Origin of the sequence: Pedococcus bigeumensis, assembly GCF_006438965.1 — a bacterium.
Lineage (GTDB): Bacteria > Actinomycetota > Actinomycetes > Actinomycetales > Dermatophilaceae > Pedococcus > Pedococcus bigeumensis_A.
The window spans coordinates 178,641-197,190 of sequence record NZ_RCZM01000001.1 but is presented as its reverse complement, the minus strand read 5'-3'; the positions used below and the strand labels follow the sequence as shown (position 1 = coordinate 197,190).

General features: G+C 71.0%; 16 protein-coding genes. 10 read left to right on the top strand and 6 right to left on the bottom strand.

The features are described 5' to 3' along the window. Positions 1 to 13: 13 nt before the first annotated feature. Positions 14 to 1,024, bottom strand: coding sequence for a GNAT family N-acetyltransferase (locus tag EAH86_RS20950; RefSeq protein WP_338325220.1), 1,011 nt, complete (start codon positions 1,022 to 1,024; stop codon positions 14 to 16). A 90-nt stretch (positions 1,025 to 1,114) separates the two neighbouring features. On the opposite strand from EAH86_RS20950, the gene EAH86_RS00875 reads away from it, so the two are divergent. Further along, on the top strand, positions 1,115 to 2,107 hold the full coding sequence (locus EAH86_RS00875; RefSeq protein WP_140736744.1) for a malate dehydrogenase: 993 nt from the start codon (positions 1,115 to 1,117) through the stop codon (positions 2,105 to 2,107). Positions 2,108 to 2,255: 148 nt separating this feature from the next. Here the strand turns inward: EAH86_RS00875 and EAH86_RS00870 are convergent, their stop codons facing one another. Genes EAH86_RS00870 through EAH86_RS20140 form a run of 5 tightly spaced genes read right to left on the bottom strand, consistent with a single transcriptional unit; the run spans position 2,256 to position 7,309 of the window. Beyond that, positions 2,256 to 2,525 (bottom strand): DUF3017 domain-containing protein, encoded by a 270-nt coding sequence (locus tag EAH86_RS00870; protein ID WP_140736743.1) that lies wholly within the window; start codon positions 2,523 to 2,525, stop codon positions 2,256 to 2,258. Between the two features lie 5 nt (positions 2,526 to 2,530). Beyond that, a complete protein-coding gene (locus EAH86_RS00865) occupies positions 2,531 to 3,403 on the bottom strand; it encodes a bifunctional methylenetetrahydrofolate dehydrogenase/methenyltetrahydrofolate cyclohydrolase (protein ID WP_140736742.1) in 873 nt (290 codons plus the stop codon). Positions 3,404 to 3,453: 50 nt separating this feature from the next. After that, on the bottom strand, positions 3,454 to 4,860 hold the full coding sequence (locus EAH86_RS00860; RefSeq protein WP_140736741.1) for a DUF1116 domain-containing protein: 1,407 nt from the start codon (positions 4,858 to 4,860) through the stop codon (positions 3,454 to 3,456). Further along, on the bottom strand, positions 4,857 to 6,428 hold the full coding sequence (locus tag EAH86_RS00855; RefSeq protein WP_241668111.1) for an FdrA family protein: 1,572 nt from the start codon (positions 6,426 to 6,428) through the stop codon (positions 4,857 to 4,859). Before EAH86_RS00855 ends, EAH86_RS00860 begins: the two co-directional genes overlap by 4 nt. Then, positions 6,425 to 7,309 (bottom strand): DUF2877 domain-containing protein, encoded by an 885-nt coding sequence (locus tag EAH86_RS20140; protein WP_161988535.1) that lies wholly within the window; start codon positions 7,307 to 7,309, stop codon positions 6,425 to 6,427. The genes EAH86_RS00855 and EAH86_RS20140 overlap by 4 nt, the downstream gene beginning before the upstream one ends. A 225-nt stretch (positions 7,310 to 7,534) precedes the next feature. Between EAH86_RS20140 and EAH86_RS00845 the strand changes: the two genes are divergently transcribed. The 9 genes from EAH86_RS00845 (at position 7,535) to EAH86_RS00805 (ending at position 18,492) form a co-directional block, all read left to right on the top strand. Continuing rightward, positions 7,535 to 9,148, top strand: a complete 1,614-nt coding sequence (locus EAH86_RS00845) for a PucR family transcriptional regulator (RefSeq protein ID WP_241668110.1) — start codon at positions 7,535 to 7,537, stop codon at positions 9,146 to 9,148. A 289-nt stretch (positions 9,149 to 9,437) separates the two neighbouring features. After that, entirely contained in the window at positions 9,438 to 10,901 is a 1,464-nt protein-coding gene (locus EAH86_RS00840) for a uracil-xanthine permease family protein (RefSeq protein ID WP_140736739.1), read from the top strand. A 97-nt stretch (positions 10,902 to 10,998) separates the two neighbouring features. Continuing rightward, positions 10,999 to 11,901, top strand: coding sequence for an FAD binding domain-containing protein (locus EAH86_RS00835; RefSeq protein WP_140736738.1), 903 nt, complete (start codon positions 10,999 to 11,001; stop codon positions 11,899 to 11,901). Further along, on the top strand, positions 11,898 to 12,449 hold the full coding sequence (locus EAH86_RS00830; protein WP_140736737.1) for a (2Fe-2S)-binding protein: 552 nt from the start codon (positions 11,898 to 11,900) through the stop codon (positions 12,447 to 12,449). Before EAH86_RS00835 ends, EAH86_RS00830 begins: the two co-directional genes overlap by 4 nt. After that, a complete protein-coding gene (gene cutA / locus EAH86_RS00825) occupies positions 12,446 to 14,905 on the top strand; it encodes an aerobic carbon-monoxide dehydrogenase large subunit (protein WP_140736736.1) in 2,460 nt (819 codons plus the stop codon). The genes EAH86_RS00830 and cutA overlap by 4 nt, the downstream gene beginning before the upstream one ends. Then, the gene (locus EAH86_RS00820) at positions 14,902 to 15,516 is read left to right on the top strand and encodes an SRPBCC family protein (RefSeq protein WP_140736735.1); all 615 of its coding nucleotides are present in this window, start codon (positions 14,902 to 14,904) and stop codon (positions 15,514 to 15,516) included. Before cutA ends, EAH86_RS00820 begins: the two co-directional genes overlap by 4 nt. Next, complete coding sequence (locus EAH86_RS00815) at positions 15,516 to 16,412, top strand: carbon-nitrogen hydrolase family protein (RefSeq protein WP_140736734.1); 897 nt, start codon at positions 15,516 to 15,518, stop codon at positions 16,410 to 16,412. The genes EAH86_RS00820 and EAH86_RS00815 overlap by 1 nt, the downstream gene beginning before the upstream one ends. Positions 16,413 to 16,570: 158 nt before the next feature. Next, positions 16,571 to 17,005 carry a VOC family protein gene (locus EAH86_RS00810; RefSeq protein WP_140736733.1) on the top strand — a complete coding sequence of 145 codons (435 nt, stop codon included), beginning with the start codon at positions 16,571 to 16,573 and terminating at the stop codon, positions 17,003 to 17,005. Positions 17,006 to 17,013: 8 nt separating this feature from the next. Then, the gene (locus tag EAH86_RS00805) at positions 17,014 to 18,492 is read left to right on the top strand and encodes a serine hydrolase domain-containing protein (protein WP_161988534.1); all 1,479 of its coding nucleotides are present in this window, start codon (positions 17,014 to 17,016) and stop codon (positions 18,490 to 18,492) included. The last annotated feature ends 58 nt before the right edge of the window (positions 18,493 to 18,550 follow it).

Here is an 18,550-nt window from a genome sequence, read left to right as displayed (position 1 = left end):
GGTCGGGCTCGGGCTACGTGGTGCCCAAGGTCATCTTGAAGCCTTCGTGTGACGCCGTGAAGCCCAACCGCTCGTAGAACCGTTGCGCATCGGCGCGGCTCTTGTCCGTCGTGAGCTGGACCAGGGCGCAGCCGCGTCGGCCCGACTCCTCGACGGCCCAGCGGATCATCTGCTCGCCGAGTCGCCGCCCCCGGTGGCTCGCGGCCACCCGGACCGCCTCGATCTGGCCACGCATCGCGCCACCGCGCGACAGCCCTGGAATGAAGCTCACCTGCATGGTTCCCACGACGGTGCCGCCGTCGTCGAGAACGACGAGCAGCTGCGCCGGGTCCGCGTCGATCGCCGCAAAGGCCGGCAGGTATGCCGCGAGGTTGGCCGGGTCGTCGCGGGTCGCCCCGAGCTGGTCGTCGGCGATGAGCGCCACGATGGCGCCCACGTCGGCTGCGGTTGCTCGTCGCAGCACGACCTCACCGCCCGCCGGGTCCGCGTACCCGAGCACGGCGAGGGGACCGCGGTCGTCGGGCACGGCGGCATACCAGTCGGTGGTCTCAGGAGCCCCGTCGAACCAGGCGCGGCCGCGGAAGGCCAGGGCACGGTCGAGCCGCACGCGGGACCGTTCCATCATCTCCGGGAGGTCGTCGAGCGCGAACCAGCGGACGTCGAGCGACTCGTCGTCGTTGACCCGCGCCTCTCCCGACAGGTGGGTCGCGGTGAAGCAGAGGTCGAGGTACTGGGCCCGGTCGCCGTTCGGGTACTGCTGCGCCGGCAGGGTCCACACGCCCGTGAGCTCCTCGATCCGGGCCAGCACCCCGGTCTCCTCCTCGATCTCGCGACGCAGTCCCTCGGCGGGCTGTTCGCCCGGCTCGAGGATGCCGCTGACCAGGGCCCACTGGCCGTTGTCGACGCGTCGGGCGAGGAGCACCTCGCCGCGCGAGTTGCGCACCACGGCAGTGACGCCCGTCAGCCACAGAGGGTGGCTGCCGACCCGTTCACGCAGGGCCAGGACGAAGTCGGGAGTCGGCATGACCCGACCCTAACCACCCGGCTGCGGGCCACGCCCACCCTGCTAGCGTCGTGAGTCAGCAAATCCCACCAGAGCGCGAAGGGTCCCATCGTGAGCACTGCCCCCGTCAAGGTCGCCGTCACCGGCGCCGCCGGCCAGATCGGCTACAGCCTCCTCTTCCGGATCGCGAGCGGTTCGCTCTTCGGCCCGGACACCCCCGTCGAGCTCCGTCTGCTCGAGATCACCCCTGCGCTCAAGGCGCTCGAGGGTGTCGTCATGGAGCTCGACGACTGCGCGTTCCCGACGCTGGCCAAGGTCGAGATCGGCGACAACGCCGAGAAGGTCTTCGACGGCGTCAACCACGCCCTGCTCGTGGGTGCGCGGCCGCGTGGTCCCGGCATGGAGCGAGGCGACCTGCTCGAGGCCAACGGCGGCATCTTCGCCCCCCAGGGCAAGGCACTGAACTCCGTTGCGGCAGATGACATCCGCATCACGGTGACGGGCAACCCGGCCAACACCAACGCCCTCATCGCGATGAGCAACGCCCCCGACATCCCGCAGGAGCGTTTCTCGGCGCTGACCCGCCTGGACCACAACCGGGCGATCAGCCAGCTGGCCGCCAAGACCGGTGCGGCGGTTACCGACATCACCCACATGACGATCTGGGGCAACCACTCCGCCACCCAGTACCCCGACCTGTTCCACGCCGAGGTGGGCGGCCGCAACGCCGCCGAGCTGGTCAACGACGAGGCCTGGCTGGCCGACACCTACATCCCCACGGTGGCCAAGCGCGGCGCCGCGATCATCGACGCCCGGGGCGCCTCGTCGGCAGCCTCTGCGGCGTCGGCCACGGTCGACCACGCCCGCGACTGGGCCCTCGGCTCGGCGGCCGGCGACTGGGTGTCCATGTCGGTCCGCTCGGACGGCTCGTACGGCGTGCCCGAGGGCCTCATCTCCTCGTTCCCGGTCACCACGAGCAACGGCGACTGGCAGATCGTCCAGGGCCTGGAGATCAACGACTTCTCCCGCGCCCGCATCGACGCCTCCGTCAAGGAGCTCGAGGAGGAGCGCGAGGCCGTCCGCGGTCTCGGCCTGCTCGGCTGACCCAGCGCACCGGCACACGTCGAAGCGGTCGCCTCCTTGGGGGGCGACCGCTTCCGCGTTGCCTGGCGATCGAGTTGTTGCCGGGAGATCGTCACCGAACCCCCGATCCGGCCCCTGATGACCACCAGCCGGCAACAAGTCCCGGGGGTCAGCTGCGGGGACGCAGGTCGAGGACCGAGGTGATCACTGCGAGGGCGATCCCGAGGGCGGCCATCGTCACCACGTCCACGCCGCGCGAGCGCACCGCCAGGCCACCGCTGCGAGCGGTGGGGAGCACCAGCCGCAGCAGCGCGGCCAGACCGAGACCGGCGGCGATCGTGTAGCCGGCGAGCAGCACCTTGTCGAAGGTGAAGAACACCACGCCCAGCACCAGCACCGGGGCGGCGAACCACCACCAGCCCAGGCGCGGCGCGGTCATCGTGGTCAGGCCGACGTCTCGGCGAGCTGTCGCTCGGCCGCTGCCACGATGTTGGACAGCAGCATCGCGCGGGTCATCGGGCCGACGCCGCCGGGGTTGGGGCTGACCCACCCGGCCACCTCGGCCACGTCGTCGGCGACGTCACCGGCGACCTTGGACTTCCCGTCCTCGGCGATGACTCGGCTGACGCCGACGTCGAGGACTGCCGCGCCCGGCTTGACCATGTCAGCAGTGATGAGACCCGGCTGGCCGGCAGCCGCGATGACGATGTCGGCCTGACGGACCTCGGCGGCGAGGTCGCGCGTACCGGTGTGACACTGGATCACCGTGGCGTTCTCGCTGCGCCGGGTCAGCATCAGGCCGAGCGGTCGACCGACCGTGATCCCGCGTCCGACCAGGGCCACCCGGGCACCGGCGATCGGGACGTCGAACCGGCGCAGCAGCTCGATGCAGCCAGCGGGGGTGCACGGCAGCGGGGCCTCCTTGCCGAGGACCAGCCAACCGAGGTTGGTGGGGTGCAGCCCGTCGACGTCCTTGGTCGGGTCGACGCGGGACAGCAGGGCGAACTCGTCGAGCCCGGTCGGCTGCTGCACGAGGAAGCCAGTGCACTCCGGGTCGGCGTTGAGCTCGTCGATGACCGCCTCGACCTCCGCCTGGGTGGCGCTGGCCGGGAGGTCGCGGCGGATGCTGGTGAGCCCGATCTCGGCGCAGTCCTTGTGCTTGGCGTTGACGTACCACCGGCTGCCGGGGTCATCACCCACGAGCACCGTGCCGAGCCCGGGGACGACGCCGTGCTCGCGCAGCACGTCCACCCGCCCGCGGAGCTCGTCCTTGATGGTCGCCAGGACCGCTTTGCCGTCGAGGATGCGTGCCGTCACGAGCCCGTATCCTGCCACGCCGAGCAGGGCGTCCCCTCGCCGCCCACGCTTCAGGCGCGGGCGTTCGCTGCCAGGGCGGCGATCGCCTGGGTGAAGCACTCCGCCGGTGGTGTCACGAGCCCGGCCCCCACCTGCCCGGTTCCCGCGACGCGGCCGGCCATGCCCGTGTTGATCTGCGGCAGGATCCCGGTGCGCGCCACTGCCGCCACGTCGATGCCGGTCGGCGTGCCACGGAACTCCAGGATGGGCACCTGGTATGCCGTGTGCTCACCGACCGTGATCTCGTACATCGTGCGCGTGGCCCGCAGAGCGAGCGGCACGTCACCGCCGACGAACTTCACGATCGCCGGTGCCGCAGCCATCGCGAAGCCGCCGATGCCGGCAGTCTCGGTGATGGCGGAGTCGCCGATGTCAGGGTTGGCGTCGTCGGGTCCGTACGAGCCGAGGAAGAGGCCTTCTGGGGTGTTGGCCGGACCGGTGAACCACTGTGCGCCGGTGCCGGCCGTGCGGATGCCGAAGTCGGTGCCGTTGCGGGCCATCGTGGTGACCACGGTCGAGCCCGGGATCCCCTCGGCCGCCAACGTGGACAGCTTGCAGGCCGGCATACCCAGGTTGAGGAAGAAGTGCTCGTTGGCACCCGAGAACCGCACCGCCTCGGCGATGTCGGCCGACGTCCCGTCGGCGACGATCAGCGAGGGCAGCAGCTCGCGCAGCAGCATCAGCGATCCGGCGCGGTTGCGGTTGTGGCCCTCGTCGCCCATCTGGAGCATCTGGGCGATGATCGACTTGACGTCGATCGGTCCCGCGGCGCGGATCGCCTGCTGCAGCAACGGGCCGAGCACCGAGTTCATCCAGTGCAACCGCTCAATGACCTCGGGCCCGTAGGCGCCGTAGCGCAGCACCTTGCCGAGTCCCTCGTTGAGCGAGCACCAGGACGTGTGGTCGTGGACCTCGTCGCGCAGCTCGTAGACCCACATCGACGGTGAGATCACTCCGGCCATCGGTCCGACCGCGTCGCGGTGGTGGCACGGTTCGAGCTGGACGTCGCCGCGGGCAAGGGCGACCTCAGCAGCCTCGGGGGTCTCGGCCATCCCCTCGAAGAGCATCGCGCCGATGAGGGCGCCCTTGAGCGGCCCGGAGGCACGGTCCCACTCGATGGGTGGACCGGCGTGCAGGAACGTCCCACGCTCCAGTCCGAGCGCCTCGCGTGCCGGCCGGACGTCGACGAAGTCCGCACCGGCGGCCGTCATCCGTTGCAGGGCAAGGGCGTTCGCGTCGGTCCGGCGCGGGTCCCCCATCACGCTGGCCAGCTGCCCGGCGGTCCCCTCGAGCGGTGGCTGCCAGTCGGTCTCGGTGACGACGACGGCCTGGTCGCGCAGGGCGTCCGCGAACATCGAGGCGCCGGCGGTGGCCAGCACCGGGTCGGAGCCGAGCAGTCCGCGCAGTGGCGTGGTCATCGGGACTCCCCCGTGTGGTCGGTGCCGGACAGCAGGGAGAGCGCCGCCCTGGTGGCTTCGGCGTTGGACAGGTGGACCGAGGCGCCCGCCGCGGTCAGGGTCGCGGCGGTCGCACTGACGCCCTGCGGGTCTCCCTGCGCGCCGGTGAGCGAGACGACGACCGGTAGCTCACGCCCACCGGATCGCGCGGCCTCGCGCGCACCCCGGATCGCGTCAGCCAGCTCGGGCCCCGGGTCCGGATGGGCACCGTGCCCGAGCACGAGGTCGAGCAGGAGGACGCCGCAGTGGGGGTCATTGCCCTCGGCCGCGATCCGCTCGAGGCGCAGCGTCGGGTCGATCATCGGGTGTGCCCGGCCCCGGGTCAGCCCGTCGTCGCCGAAGTCGATGACGACGTGGTCGTCGGCGCGAAGGTCCCCGTCCAGGGCCAGCTCGGGGGCGAGCGGAATGTTGGACCGGATGCCGCCGAGCTCACCGCTGGCGACCAGCATCGCCTCGTCGGCCAGGGTGCCACCGCAGAACAGCCCGCGCAGGTAGCGACCCTCCCCCGCTGACCCGACCGAGCCTGAAGGATCGTGCGGCTCCTGGTCCCCACGATCCTTCAAACTCGCGGGGTTGGGGATGGGCTGCCAGGAGGGCCAGGTCGGAACGGCTAGCCCGGTCGCGGAGAGGAACGCCTCGACGGCCGCCGTGAGGTCGGGGCGGCCCGCGCCCAACGTCGCCCAGTGGACCGGCTTGCCCAGCCCCGCGGCATACCCCTCGAGGTCGGCGAGCACCTCGAGGGCCGGAGGCTTGGACACGACGAGGATCGACTCGGTCGCGGAGTCGGCCGCCAGCGCCGCGAGCGCCTGCCGGGTGGAGCGACCGCCCACGGCGGCGGACAGGTCGCGGCCACCGACGCCGAGGCAGTGGCTGACACCGACCCCCGCGGCATCGAGCAGCGCCATCACCTGCTGCCCACCGGTGCCGGACGCGGCGACGATGCCGACCGGACCGCGCTCGACGACGTTGGCGAACCCGAGCGCGACCCCTGCGACGACGGCAGTCCCGCAGTCCGGACCCATGACCAGGACGTCGCTGGCGGCGGCGGCATCCTTGAGCCGCACCTCGTCCTCGACCGACACGTTGTCGGAGAAGAGCATGACCGAGACCCCACGGTTGATCGCGTCGAAGGCCTCGATCGTGGCGTACTGGCCGGGCACCGACACCAGCGCGAGGTTGGCCTCCCCCGCGGCGATGGCCCGCCCCAGGGTGCGGGGCGCCGGCGCGTCGCCGAAGCCACCCGACCGGGAGCCGGCCGACTTGAGGGCGGCCAGTGCGCTGTCGAGAGCCGACAGCCCGTTCGCGACGCCCTCGTCGTCGGTGGCCCGGATGGCGACCACCAGCTCGTTGGGCTGGACGCCATCGGGCACCACGAAGCCCATGCCGCCGATCACCTCGAGGTTGAGCTCGGTGGCCATGGCGACCTGGGCGGCCTCCACGCCCGACGCGCTCGCGACCTGCCGGGAGACCTGCATCAGGCTCACGGAGTCGTAGTAGGCCCCGCTGCGCACCTCGAGGTGGTCGGTCACGGAAGGCTCCTTCGGGTCGTGGCCAGGCGTGGGATCTGGTGCAGCAGGTCGGGGGAGTCGAGCGCGTCGAGCGCGTCGAGACAGCCGGCCAACCCACCCAGCAGGTCGGCACCCGAGCTGTGCCCGATGGCCAGGACCGCCTGCACCGCCTCGACGGGACCCGGGTCGTGACCCGCGTCGTGACCCCCGTCGTGACCCGCAAGGGCCTCGACGAGGCGGACGACGGGCGCCACGGCATACCCCTGCTCCGCCTCGGTGAGCAACGCGGCCGAGAGGCTGGTCGTGGTCATGAGCCGCGGCCGCACCGCCGCCCACAGCCGCTCCCTGAGGGCGTCCGAGCCGCGCGGGTGCAGGCGCAGGCCGAGCAGGATCCCGCAGAGGACGTCGTCGCCGCTGGGGGTGAGCCCCGGCCCCGCACCGACAAGTGTGCCGACGCGGTCGGTAAGGGAGCCGAGGTCGCCCGCCAGCAGGCCGTCGGTCAGCGTGCGCGCGCTGGCGCGCCAGGCCAGCCGGAGGGGGGCCAGCGGAGCCGAGAGGACACCGGCACCCGCCTCGGCCGCGGCCACCTGGTGCGGGCGCCAGGTGCGGAGGGCGCGGATCGTCAGGCCGGAGAGCCGCACCTCGCCGCCACCCACCACGACCTCGTCGCCGGGCTGGGTGCCCCAACCGACCGTGGGGAGGACCGTCGCCACGGCCAGGGCTGTCGGCAGCCGAAGTCCGTCGGGCGTCACGACGGGGAGGACCTCAGCGTGACCGCCGACCTGGAGGTAGAGCGCGGTGGGGAACGAGCCGAGGACCCTGGCGCGTCGCGGCTGACCGTGGAGCAACCCGACAGAGCGCTCGGAGACCGCTGCCGGCCAGAGCGTCTCGGACGCTGCCACGGCTGACCTCCGGTGCGGGCTGTGATCCTCGGTGTTTCCTCGGACTGACGCAGCGACGCTATCGAGTGCGATTACAGTCGCCTCATGGTGAATGTTGCCAAGGATGGCGGCCTTGTTGACGCGGAGTTGCCATCGGCCCCCGCATCCCAGGCACCACAGGCACCCCAGGCACCCCCGGCTCAGGCACCCCCAGCCCACGCGCCCAGCCCTGACCTGGTGGGCGGCGTGAGCCTCGACGGACTGCTCGCCCTGCCCTCCCTCGCGGGCGCCGAGCTCGTCCACAGCCCCGACCAGCTGCTGCGCGGGGTGATCCGGGCCTCGCTGCTCGGCGCCGCGACCGACCCGCGCCACCACCTGGTCTGCACCGACGCCGACGCCATCGCGGCGTGGGAGGCCGCCGGCCAGGACCCCTTTGAGCAGTGCTCGCTCGACGGCGTCACGGCGATCGCCGTCGCCGGTGGCAGCCCCGACCAGGTCCGGGGCTGGCGCGCCCGGGCCACAGCAGCCGGTGTGCCCCTGGTGCTCGCCTCCCCCACGGTCCAGGCCGAGCGCATCGTCACCGAGGCCCTCGGGGCAGTGCTCGACCAGCAGGCCGGGATCCTCGAGCGCGTCGAGGAGGCGCACCAGATCCTGGTCGGCGTCGTGCTCGCCGGTGGCGGCCTGGAGGACCTGTGCCAGCGGCTCGCCGGGTTCCTCGGCGGCGCCGCGATGGTGACCAGCAGCGACGGCCGCGTGCTGGCCAGGGCAGGGTCCGAAGGCGACCTTGCCGCAGCCCTGGCCCTCGACTGCTTCGACCGCACGGGCCGCCTGATCACCGAGCACGAGCCGGTCGGCATCCGTCCTTCGCACGGCGCGAACGCCCGACGCGCCATGGTCCGCATCGCTGCCGGCAGCCTCAACCACGGGCTGCTCGCCGCCTTCGTGGGCGATCGTCCCCTCACCGCCGACGACGTCCATCTGCTCGAGCGAGCGGCCACGGTTGCCGCCCTGGCCATCACCAAGGAGCAGGCCGTCTCGGCGGTCGAGAGCAAGTACCGCGCCGAGTTCCTGCGCGACGCCCTCTCCGGCCGCGCCGGCTCCCCCACCGAAGCCGTCGCCCACGCCTCCGCCCTGGGCTGGGACATCGACCGCAGGCTGGTCGTGGTCGTGGCCGAGACCGACGAGGACGATGCCCACTCGACGCGCTCGCCGGAGGAGGTCGGGGTCCTGCAGGAACGCTTCGCGCGGGCATGGAACCAGGCGATGGCCGTGCGCGATCCGCGTGCGCCCGTCATGGGGTTCAGCCAGGAGGTCGTCGCGCTGTGCGGGGTCCCATCCAACGCCGACACGGACGCGATCATGCGGACCGTCTCCGAGGTCGTCCGGGTCATCAGCGGCATCGGTGGCGGCGGGCGGCGCACCTTCTCCACCGGCGTCTCGCGCCCGATCGACTCGGTCGCCGACCTCCCCCAGGCCTACGACGAGGCGCTCAGCGCGGTGAGCGTCGGTCGCCAGCTGCACGGCGACTCAGCGGTCACCCACTTCGACGGCCTCGGCGTCTTCCGACTGCTCGCCCTGATCCCCGACAGCGCGGACCTGCGCCGGTTCGTCGACGAGTCGCTCGGTGGCCTGGCCGCGGACGACTCCCCCGAGAACGTCGACCTGCGCCGCACCCTGTCGATCCTCATCGACACCAACATGAACGTCGCCGAGACCGCCCGCCAGCTGTTCTTCCACTACAACACGCTGCGCTACCGCATCGTGAAGCTGGAGAAGATGCTCGGCCCGTTCACGACCGACCCCCAGCTGCGCCTCAAGCTCGCCCTGGCCCTCAAGGTGCACCAGATGCGCGGCATCTGATTCCGAGGGTATGCCGCGGGGCACGGAAGGTGCCGCAGGGCAGGAAGGTGCCGTGGGGCACGAAGGTGCCGCGCCCTCTGGCGGGAGGGACGCGGCAGTGCCCATTCGACTCCTGCCGGGCGCAGAATGCCAGCGCGCCACTCCGCATACTCTGCCGAAAGCCGCTCCGGGCTCGATAGCAACAATTGCCCAATGCACCGGCCGGTCCGGCCGCTAGTTTTCGCCTATCCCGCAAGGGGCTGTGAGCCACGCCATCTCGGTGGGCCGCGCCGGTGGAGAAGGAGTCCGCATGTCACTGGGCCTGGGTTGGAAACTGCACGGAGACGGCCGCACCATGGGCCCGGACGACGTCGTCGCTCCCGACGAGCGGCTGTCGTGGGGCAAGACCATCGGGCTCGGCGCCCAGCACGTCGTGGCGATGTTCGGGGCCACGTTCGTCTTCCCCCTGATCATGGGCCTCAACGCCCAGCTCGCGATCATGATGAGCGGTATCGCGACGATCTGCTTCCTGCTCATCGTCAAGGGCAAGGTGCCCAGCTATCTCGGGACGTCCGCCTCGTTCGTCGGAGCCGTGATCGCCATCCGCCACCAGACCGGCGCCACCTCGGCCACCGTCACCGGTGCGATCCTCATCGCCGGCCTCGTGCTCGCCCTCGTAGGTGTGCTCATCCACTTCCTCGGCTCGGGCGTCCTGCACAAGGTGCTGCCGCCCGTCGTGACCGGCGCCGTCGTCATGCTCATCGGCTTCAACCTCGCGCCCGTGGTCGCCAACATCTACTGGCCGCAGGACCAGTGGGTCGCCCTGCTGGTGATGACCTTCACGATCGTGTGCGCGGTCGCCTTCAAGGGCTTCGTCGGCCGCATCGCGATCTTCCTGGCGCTGATCTTCGGCTACGTCGTGTCCTGGATCTTCGACAAGGGCTTCGGGCAGATCACCTCCTACGACGCCGGTGCCGGCAAGATCACCACGCACTTCCGCACCAACTTCCAGGGAATCAAGGACGCCTCCTGGATCGGCTTCCCGCCGCACACCGAGATGGTCGCGGGCAAGGAGGTCGTCGGCTGGCACGCCCCCTCGTTCTCGATGGCCGCCATCCTGCTCGTCGTCCCCGCCGTCATCGCGCTCATCGCGGAGAACACCGGCCACGTCAAGGCCGTCGCCGAGATGACCAAGACCGACCTCGACCCCTACATGGGCCGGGCGATCGCGGCCGACGGCTTCGGAACCATGCTCGCCTCCGCCGTGGGCGGCTCACCGACCACGACCTATGCCGAGAACATCGGGGTGATGGCCGCCACGAGGGTCTACTCCACGGCCGCCTACTACGTCGCCGCCATCGTGGCGATCCTGTTCGGCTTCTCGCCCAAGTTCGGGGCCCTCGTGGCGTCGACCCCTGGTGGTGTCCTGGGCGGGATCACGGTGGTGCTCTACGGCATGATCGGCCTCCTCGGAGCCAAGATCTGGAAGGAGAACGGTGTCGACTTCGCCAACCCGATCAACCTGGTGCCCGTCGCGGCCGGCATCGTCATCGGCATCGGCAACGTGACGCTGAAGTTCTCCGACAGCTTCTCGCTCAGCGGCATCGCGCTCGGCACCATCGTGGCCGTCGCCGCCTACCACCTCGCCAAGGCACTCGCGCCGGCCGAGCTCCGAGCCCGAGCCGACGGCGCGCTGCTCACCGTCGGTGGGCACGACTCCTACGGCCACAGTGACGGGGTCGACGACCTGGACCAGGGCGACACCCGACGCTGACCAGACTCTGGCGGGCCCCCGATCCGGTATCGGGGGCCCGCACCCGTCTTTCATCCCGCCCTAGCCGCCCACCGACCCGAGAAGGCAGGATCAGTCCGTGAAGCCCGCGCCGTTCGTGCACCATGCGCCCCGCAGCGTCGCGGACGCCGTCGCGGTGCTGGCCGAGGTCGGGCACGACGGCAAGGTCCTCGCGGGCGGGCAGAGCCTGATCCCCATCCTCAACATGCGCCTCGCCTCCCCGGCCCACCTCGTGGACATCAACCAGGTCGCAGGCCTTGCGGACGTGACCGTGAGCGACACCGAGGTGCGGGTGGGTGCGTTGGTACGCCACGCGCAGCTGGAGCACCACGACGAGGCGTATGCCGCGTTGCCGCTGCTGCGCCAGGCGCTCGTCAACGTGGCCCATCCCGTCATCCGGAACCGCGGCACCACGGTGGGGTCGATCGCCCACGCGGACGCCGCCGGTGAGATGCCGGCGATGCTCGCCCTGACCGACGGCGTCGTGGAGGCCGTGTCCGCCTCGGCATCTCGCGAGATCGCCGTCGCAGACTTCTTCGAGGGCGCCCTGGAGACGTCCCTGACCCCCGAGGAGCTGGCCGTCGCGGTGCGGTTCCGCCGGTTCGCTGCCGGCACCGGTACCTCGTTCATGGAGCGCGCCCGCCGGCACGGCGACTACGCCATGGCGGGAGTCGCAGCGGCGGTCCGCACCTCCGACGGCCTCATCGCTGACGCGCGGCTGTCCTTCGTCTCGGTCACCGACGTGCCCCGCAGCCTGGATGTGACCGAGGTCTTCGCGGGTCAGGAGCCCGAATCGGTCGACTGGTCCGCGGCTGCCGACCTGGTCCACGCCGCGATCGAACCGGAGGGCGACATCCACGCAACCGCCGAGTACCGCGCCATGCTTGCCGTCGAGCTCGCCCGACTGACCCTCGCCCAGGCCGCCAGGAGATCCGTCGCCGCGCATCAGGTCGCGCGCGACACGGAAGGGCCAGCCGCATGACCGAACCAGTGACCGAGGAGCTCCTCGACCTCACCCTCACGGTCAACGGCGTGCCACGGCACGCCAAGGCCCCTGCTCGCCGCCTGCTGTCGGACTTCCTGCGCCACGACCTGCAGCTCACCGGCACGCACGTGGGCTGCGAGCACGGCGTGTGCGGCGCGTGCACCGTCCTCGTCGACGGGCAGCCGATGCGGTCCTGCCTGATGTTCGCGATCACGGCCCAAGCACACGAGATCACCACCGTCGAGGGGCTCGGCACGATCGACTCGATGGGTCCGGTGCAGCAGGCGTTCACCGAGTGCCACGGGCTCCAGTGTGGTTTCTGCACCCCGGGGTTCCTGACCACCATCACCGCCTACCTCGAGGACCACCCACACCCCACGTCGGACGAGGCTCGTGAGGCCATCTCGGGCAACCTGTGTCGCTGCACCGGCTACCAGAACATCGTGAAGTCGGTGCTGCGCGCTGCCGAGATCAAGGCAGAGATCAGGGCCGAGATCAGGGCCGAGCTCGCGGCTGGGACCACTGCCGAGGTGGACGGCGCGTGACGACCTCGATGTTCGGCGCGCCGATCCAGCGCAAGGAGGACCCGCGCCTGGTGACGGGTGGGGGACGCTACCTCGACGACATGGGCCACCGCGCCCTGGCCGCAGCCTTCGTCCGCAGCCCCCATGCGCATGCCCGGATCGTCGACATCGACGTCACCGACGCCTTCGAGGTCGACGGGCTGGTCGGCATCTGGACCCACGAGGACCTGCCGGGCAAGGTCGGCGAACCCCTCCCCCTGCTCATCCCGCACCCCACCCTCACCCACGGCCGCACCCAGTTCGCCCTCGCCCGCGACGAGGTGAACTACGTCGGCGAGGCGATCGTCATGGTCGTCGCCCGCGACCGCTACATCGCCGAGGACGTCTGTCAGCGGATCAGGGTCGACTACGAGCTGCTCACCCCCGTCGTCGGGATCGCGAACGCCCGCGACGGCTCGGCCCTGGTCCACGAGGACGTGCCCGGCAACGTCGCCTGCCGCATGCTCCAGGAGGTCGGCGACGTCGACGCCGCGATAGCCGCGGCACCCCACACGCTCGAGCTCGAGCTCGATATCGAACGCAGCGCCTGCATGCCGATGGAGGGCAAGGGCGTCCTCGCCCGCTGGGACACGGACAAGGGCGAGCTGCGCATCTTCTCCTCCACCCAGACCTCGACGGGCGTGCGCGCCGCGGTGGCTGCCAAGCTCGACCTGCCCCTAGCCAAGGTCGAGTGCATCGCGCCCGACGTGGGGGGCGGCTTCGGCGTCAAGATCAACCACCCGTGGCCCGAAGAGGTCCTCATCCCTTGGGCTGCAAGGCTTCTCGAGCAGGAGGTGAAGTGGACCGAGGATCGCCGGGAGCACTTCATCTCCAGCGCCCACGAGCGCGGACAGCTCCAGGAGATCAAGGTGGGCTTCGACGAGCAGGGCCGCATCCTCGCGCTCGACGTGAAGTTCTGGCACGACAACGGCGCCTACACGCCCTACGGCATCATCGTCCCGATCATCACCTCGACCCAGCTGCTCGGGCCCTACAAGCCCGGCGCCTACCGCTGTGAGTTCTGGTCGCTCTACACCAACACCGTCCTCGTGACCCCCTACCGTGGCGCCGGACGGCCGCAGGGCTGCTTCGCCATGGAACGCACCATGGACGCCATCGCCGAGTACCTCGGCATCGACCGGACCGAGGTGCGGTCGCGCAACTTCATCCTCCCCGAGGAGATGCCCTACGACCACGGGTTGCTCTTCCAGGACGGCCGGCCGCTCAAGTACGACTCGGGCGACTTCCCGGCCTCGATGGCCAAGCTCAAGGCGCTCGTGGGCTGGGACGACTTCGCGGCCTACCGGGAGCAGGCCGAGGCCGAAGGCCGCCGGGTCGGGTTGGGCATCGGCTGCTACGTCGAGGGCACCGGTGTCGGCCCCTACGAAGGGGGCCACATCCAGATCGAGACGAGCGGGCGGGTCAACGTGTCGACCGGCCTCACCTCCCAAGGTCAGGGCCACGAGACGTCGTTCGCGCAGATCGTGGCCCAGGAGCTGGGCGTCCCGATCGGAGACGTCTTCGTCACCACCGGCGACACCCGCCGGATGCCCTATGCCGTGGGCACGTTCGCCTCGCGCGCCGCCGTGATGAGCGGCAACGCGATCGCCCTCGCTGCCCGCAACGTCCGGGCCAAGGCGCTGCGCATCGCGGCGGACGCGCTGGAGGTCTCGGCCGAGGACCTCGAGATCGTCGACGGCATCGTGCAGGTCAAGGGCGCACCCGGCACCCGGATGTCGCTGGGCACCGTCTCGGTGATGTCCAACCCGCTGCGTTACGCCTTCGACGACGCGGCCAAGGCGGCCACCCAGTTCGCCGGGAGCAATGACCCGAACAAGCCACCTGTCGCCGACGACGACGAACCCGGTCTCGAGGGCAAGGACTTCTACTCCCCCACCCAGGCGACCTTCGCCAACGGCATGCACGCGGCGATCGTCGAGACCGACCCGGTGACCGCGGAGATCCGCGTCCTGCGCTACTGCGTCATCCACGACTGCGGCAACATGATCAACCCGATGATCGTCGAGGGCCAGGTGCACGGCGGGGTTGCCCAGGGTGTGGGTGGCGCGCTCTACGAACGGATGGTCTACGACGAGTCGGGGCAGCTGCTCAACGCCAGCTTCATGGACTTCCTGATGCCCTACGCGTCCGAGGTGCCGCACATCGAGACCGACCACCTCGAGACTCCGTCACCGCTGAACCCGTTGGGTATCAAGGGTGCTGGCGAGGCCGGGTGCATCCCGGTCACGGCCGTCATCGCCTCCGCGATCTCCGACGCCGAAGGGTTCGCGATCACCTCGATGCCGATCTCCCCGGTCGAGCTGTGGGAGCTGCGCCAGCGGCACGCCCGCGGTGAGATCCCCTCGCTCGCCCGCCCGCGGCATACGTCCACCTCGCCCGGCTCCGCACCTGTTCCGCCTGTCCAGGAGGCACGATGAAGATCTCCGGCACCGCCGCCCTCAAGGCGAGCCCGCAGCAGGTGTGGGACGCGTTCCACGACCCCGAGGTCCTCGCGCGTTGCCTGCCCGGGTGCGAGTCGCTCACCGAGGTGGGCCCCGACGAGTACGCCATGACCGTCACCGCCGGGGTTGCCGCGATCAAGGGCACCTACGAGGGCAAGGTCGCGCTGCTCAACCCGCAGCACCCCGAGCAGTTCACGATGAAGGCGCAGGGTGCGGGTGGGCCTGGCACGGTCGACGCCGACGTCGTGGTCCACCTGGCGCCCTCGACAGCCGGTGGCACCGACCTGAGCTACGACGCCGACGCGGCGGTCGGCGGGATGATCGGCGGCGTGGGCCAGCGGATGCTGGCCGGGGTCACCAAGAAGATGGCCGGGCAGTTCTTCGAAGCCGTCGACGACGACATTGCCGGCGTCCGCAAGGAGAAGAAGGCCAAGCCCACGGAGGTCCCGGCCGGGGCGCGGCCGATCGAGGCGGTGGGCACGTCCACAGCCGCCTCTGCTGGGCATCCGTACGCCTGGGGTGTCGTCTCCGGCGGAGCCATCGCGCTGCTCGGGGTTATCGTGGGATGGGCGATCGGAGGACGTTGATGCGCGCATTCACTGCAGCTGCCATCCAGCTGGCGCCGGTGCCGGGACCGCTGTCACCGGAGGCCGTGCGCAAGAACCTCGACAAGTGCGTCGACTTCATCCGTCGGTGCGTCGACGACACCGGTGCCGAGCTCGTGGTGGTACCGGAGTCCGCCACGACCGGGTTCACCCCCGACTGCTCCGTCGAGGAGCTGTGGGACCTCGTCTCGGACATCCCCGGTCCCGTCACCGAACCGGTCCAGCAGGTCGCCAGGGACCTTGGTGTGTATGCCGTGCTGGGCACCTACGAGCGTGGCCCGGAGCGGGGCGTCATCTACAACTCGTCGGTGCTCATCGGCCGCGACGGCGAGGTCCTGGGTGTCTATCGCAAGACGCACCCGTTCTGCAGCGAGCACGTCGACGGCGGCGGCTGGGTCACGCCCGGTGACACGGTGACAGTCTGCGACACCGACCTCGGCAAGATCGGCATGATCATCTGCTTCGACGGGGACTACCCCGAGCTGTCCCGCATCCAGGCGGTGCAGGGCGCGGAGGTCATCTGCCGGCCGAGTGCGCTGCTGCGGTCCGCCGACATCTGGGAGCTGACCTCGCGGGCGCGGGCCTACGACAACCACGTGTTCGTCATCGGCGCCAACGCCACGGGCATCGACCCGGCCGGGGTGCTCTACTTCGGCAACTCCCACATCGTGACGCCGAACGCCCACATCGCCGCCAAGGCCGCCTCCCACGAGGGCTGGGTATCCGCCCTGCTCGACCCGGCCACGGCACTGTCGTCCCTGACGCCCGGCTCCAACATCGGTCAGGGCTTCGACCACCTGCGCGACCGCAACCTCGACCTGATCCGCAACCACCGCGACGAGCTCGAGCGCCCGGCGGAGACCTCCTTCCCGCACTGACGCGCCCGGTGGATCCGGGGGGTCGGCGGGTCGGCGGGTCGGCGGGTCGGCGGCGACATTCGTGCCACATCTGGCACGAATGCACGTGAGAGCGACGTGTCAGGGTCCATTTGTGGCTGTAGTGGCACGAATCCACGTGGGCCGCGAGACTGGCCGGCATGGACTGGACCCTCGAAGTTGTCATCCTGCCCGTTTCCGACCTGACGTCCGCGATCGAGTTCTACCGCGACAAGGTCGGCTTCAACCTCGACCACCGCACCACGAACGAGCACATGGACGTCGCCCAGCTGACCCCCGAGGGCTCCGGCTGCTCGGTCGTCATCGGCAACCTCCCCTCCCAGCAGGAGATGGCCCCGGGCTCGATGCGCGGTCTGCAGCTGGTCGTGGCCGATGCCAACGCAGCCCGCGACGAGCTGGTCGGCCGGGGCGTCGAGTGCAGCGAGGTCACCGTGTTCGACGAGCGCGACGGTGGCACCTTCTTCGGGTTCGCCGACCCCGACGGAAACACCTGGGGTGTCCAGCAGCTCAAGGTCCGCGGCGAGAAACCACTCATCCCGCTCGACCACCGCGGTCGCTTCGGCGACGACGCCTAGTCGCCACGGTGCCGCTACCCACCAGCCCGCCCTCAGCCCAGGGCGTCGACGCCCTCGGCATCCTCGCCCTCATCGACGCCCTCGAGTCGGACGGTCACGACCCGCACAGCCTCCTGATCGCGAGGCACGGCCACGTCGTCGCGCGCGGGTGGTGGGCGCCCTACGCCCCCGAGCGCGTCCAGCTGGTCTACTCGCTGAGCAAGTCGTTCACCGCCACCGCGGTCGGGCTGCTCGTCGACGAGGGACGGCTCTCGCTCGACCAACCGGTGCTCGACCTGCTGCCGCCCGGCGACCTGCCTGCCGGAGTCGAGGTGCCGGACCGCTACCTGCGGCTGACCCTCGGCCACTGCCTCACGATGGCGACCGGTCACGACGGGGAGGGCTGGGGCGAGGACGTCACGCGGGCGGCCCACGAGCGCCCCGGCGAGGGCGACCACACCGACCCCGTGCTGGCCGCGATCCTCGCGTCCCCGCCCGAGCACGAGCCGGGGACGGCCTGGGCCTACAACCAGGTCGCCACCTACCTCGCCGCGGGTGCCGTGCGCGGAGTCACCGGCTCGTCGGTGCTGTCCCTGCTGCGTGACCGGGTCCTGCCGCTGCTCGACCCCCGGGGAGGGGGCGACGTGGCGTGGCACCGAACGGTGACCGGCCGCGAGCTGGGGTTCTCGGGCATCCACGTCGGCAGCGACGCCATCCTCGCCCTGGCGCAGCTCCACCTCGACCGAGGCGTCTGGGACGGCGAGAAGCTCCTGTCGCCCGAGTGGGTCACCACGGCCACCACGCCGACCGGGCTGCCCAACCGCGAGACCGACCCGAACCCCGACTGGCACGAGGGCTATGGCTGCTCGTTCTGGAGCGCCCGGCACGGCTACCGCGGGGACGGCGCCTACGGCCAGTACGCCATCGTCCTCCCCGACCAGGACGTGGCGATCACCATCACCAGCGAGACCCTCGACATGCAGGCCGTCCTCGACCTCGTCTGGGACCACCTGCTGCCGGCCGTCGGTCATGAGGACGAGTGGGAGGACGAGCTGGCCGACGCCGCGCTTGAGGAGCGGATCGCCACCCTCGCGGTCCCCACCCCGTCGTCCTCGGCCCCCGGACCGGAGACCGGGTGGTGGGTGCGTGCCGACGACAGCCGGCTCCCACCGGAGTATGCCGCGATGAGCCTCGCGCCCGGCGGCGCGGACTACGAGATGGTCCTGGACTGCCACGGCACCCGGGTGGCCCTCGACGTCGGTGACGGCACGTGGGAGCCGTCGACGCTTGCGGTGGGTGGCGTCGAGCTGCCCGTCGTCGCCTCCGGCGGCTGGGACGGTGACGGCTGCTTCAGCGCGGACGTCCGCCTCATCGAGACCCCCCACACGATGCAGGTCCGCACCCGGACCGACGGGACGGTGCATCTCGGCTGGCGCGAGGTGCCGATGCTCGGAGCCGACCCGCTGAGGAGTGCCGTGCGGGGGCCGGCGCTCCCCACGCAGGACTGACGACACAGCCTTCTCCGGCGTGGTTGGCAACTTGTGCCAAGGCGAGGCAGCCGCGCGA

Excerpts from the sequence above, each read along its gene's own strand:
- EAH86_RS20950 (WP_338325220.1), bottom strand. The coding sequence starts at position 1,024 with ATGCCGACTCCCGACTTCGTCCTGGCCCTGCGTGAACGGGTCGGCAGC.
- EAH86_RS00870 (WP_140736743.1), bottom strand. The coding sequence starts at position 2,525 with ATGACCGCGCCGCGCCTGGGCTGGTGGTGGTTCGCCGCCCCGGTGCTG.
- EAH86_RS00860 (WP_140736741.1), bottom strand. The coding sequence starts at position 4,860 with ATGACCACGCCACTGCGCGGACTGCTCGGCTCCGACCCGGTGCTGGCC.
- EAH86_RS00840 (WP_140736739.1), top strand. The coding sequence starts at position 9,438 with ATGTCACTGGGCCTGGGTTGGAAACTGCACGGAGACGGCCGCACCATG.
- EAH86_RS00830 (WP_140736737.1), top strand. The coding sequence starts at position 11,898 with ATGACCGAACCAGTGACCGAGGAGCTCCTCGACCTCACCCTCACGGTC.
- EAH86_RS00820 (WP_140736735.1), top strand. The coding sequence starts at position 14,902 with ATGAAGATCTCCGGCACCGCCGCCCTCAAGGCGAGCCCGCAGCAGGTG.
- EAH86_RS00815 (WP_140736734.1), top strand. The coding sequence starts at position 15,516 with ATGCGCGCATTCACTGCAGCTGCCATCCAGCTGGCGCCGGTGCCGGGA.
- EAH86_RS00810 (WP_140736733.1), top strand. The coding sequence starts at position 16,571 with ATGGACTGGACCCTCGAAGTTGTCATCCTGCCCGTTTCCGACCTGACG.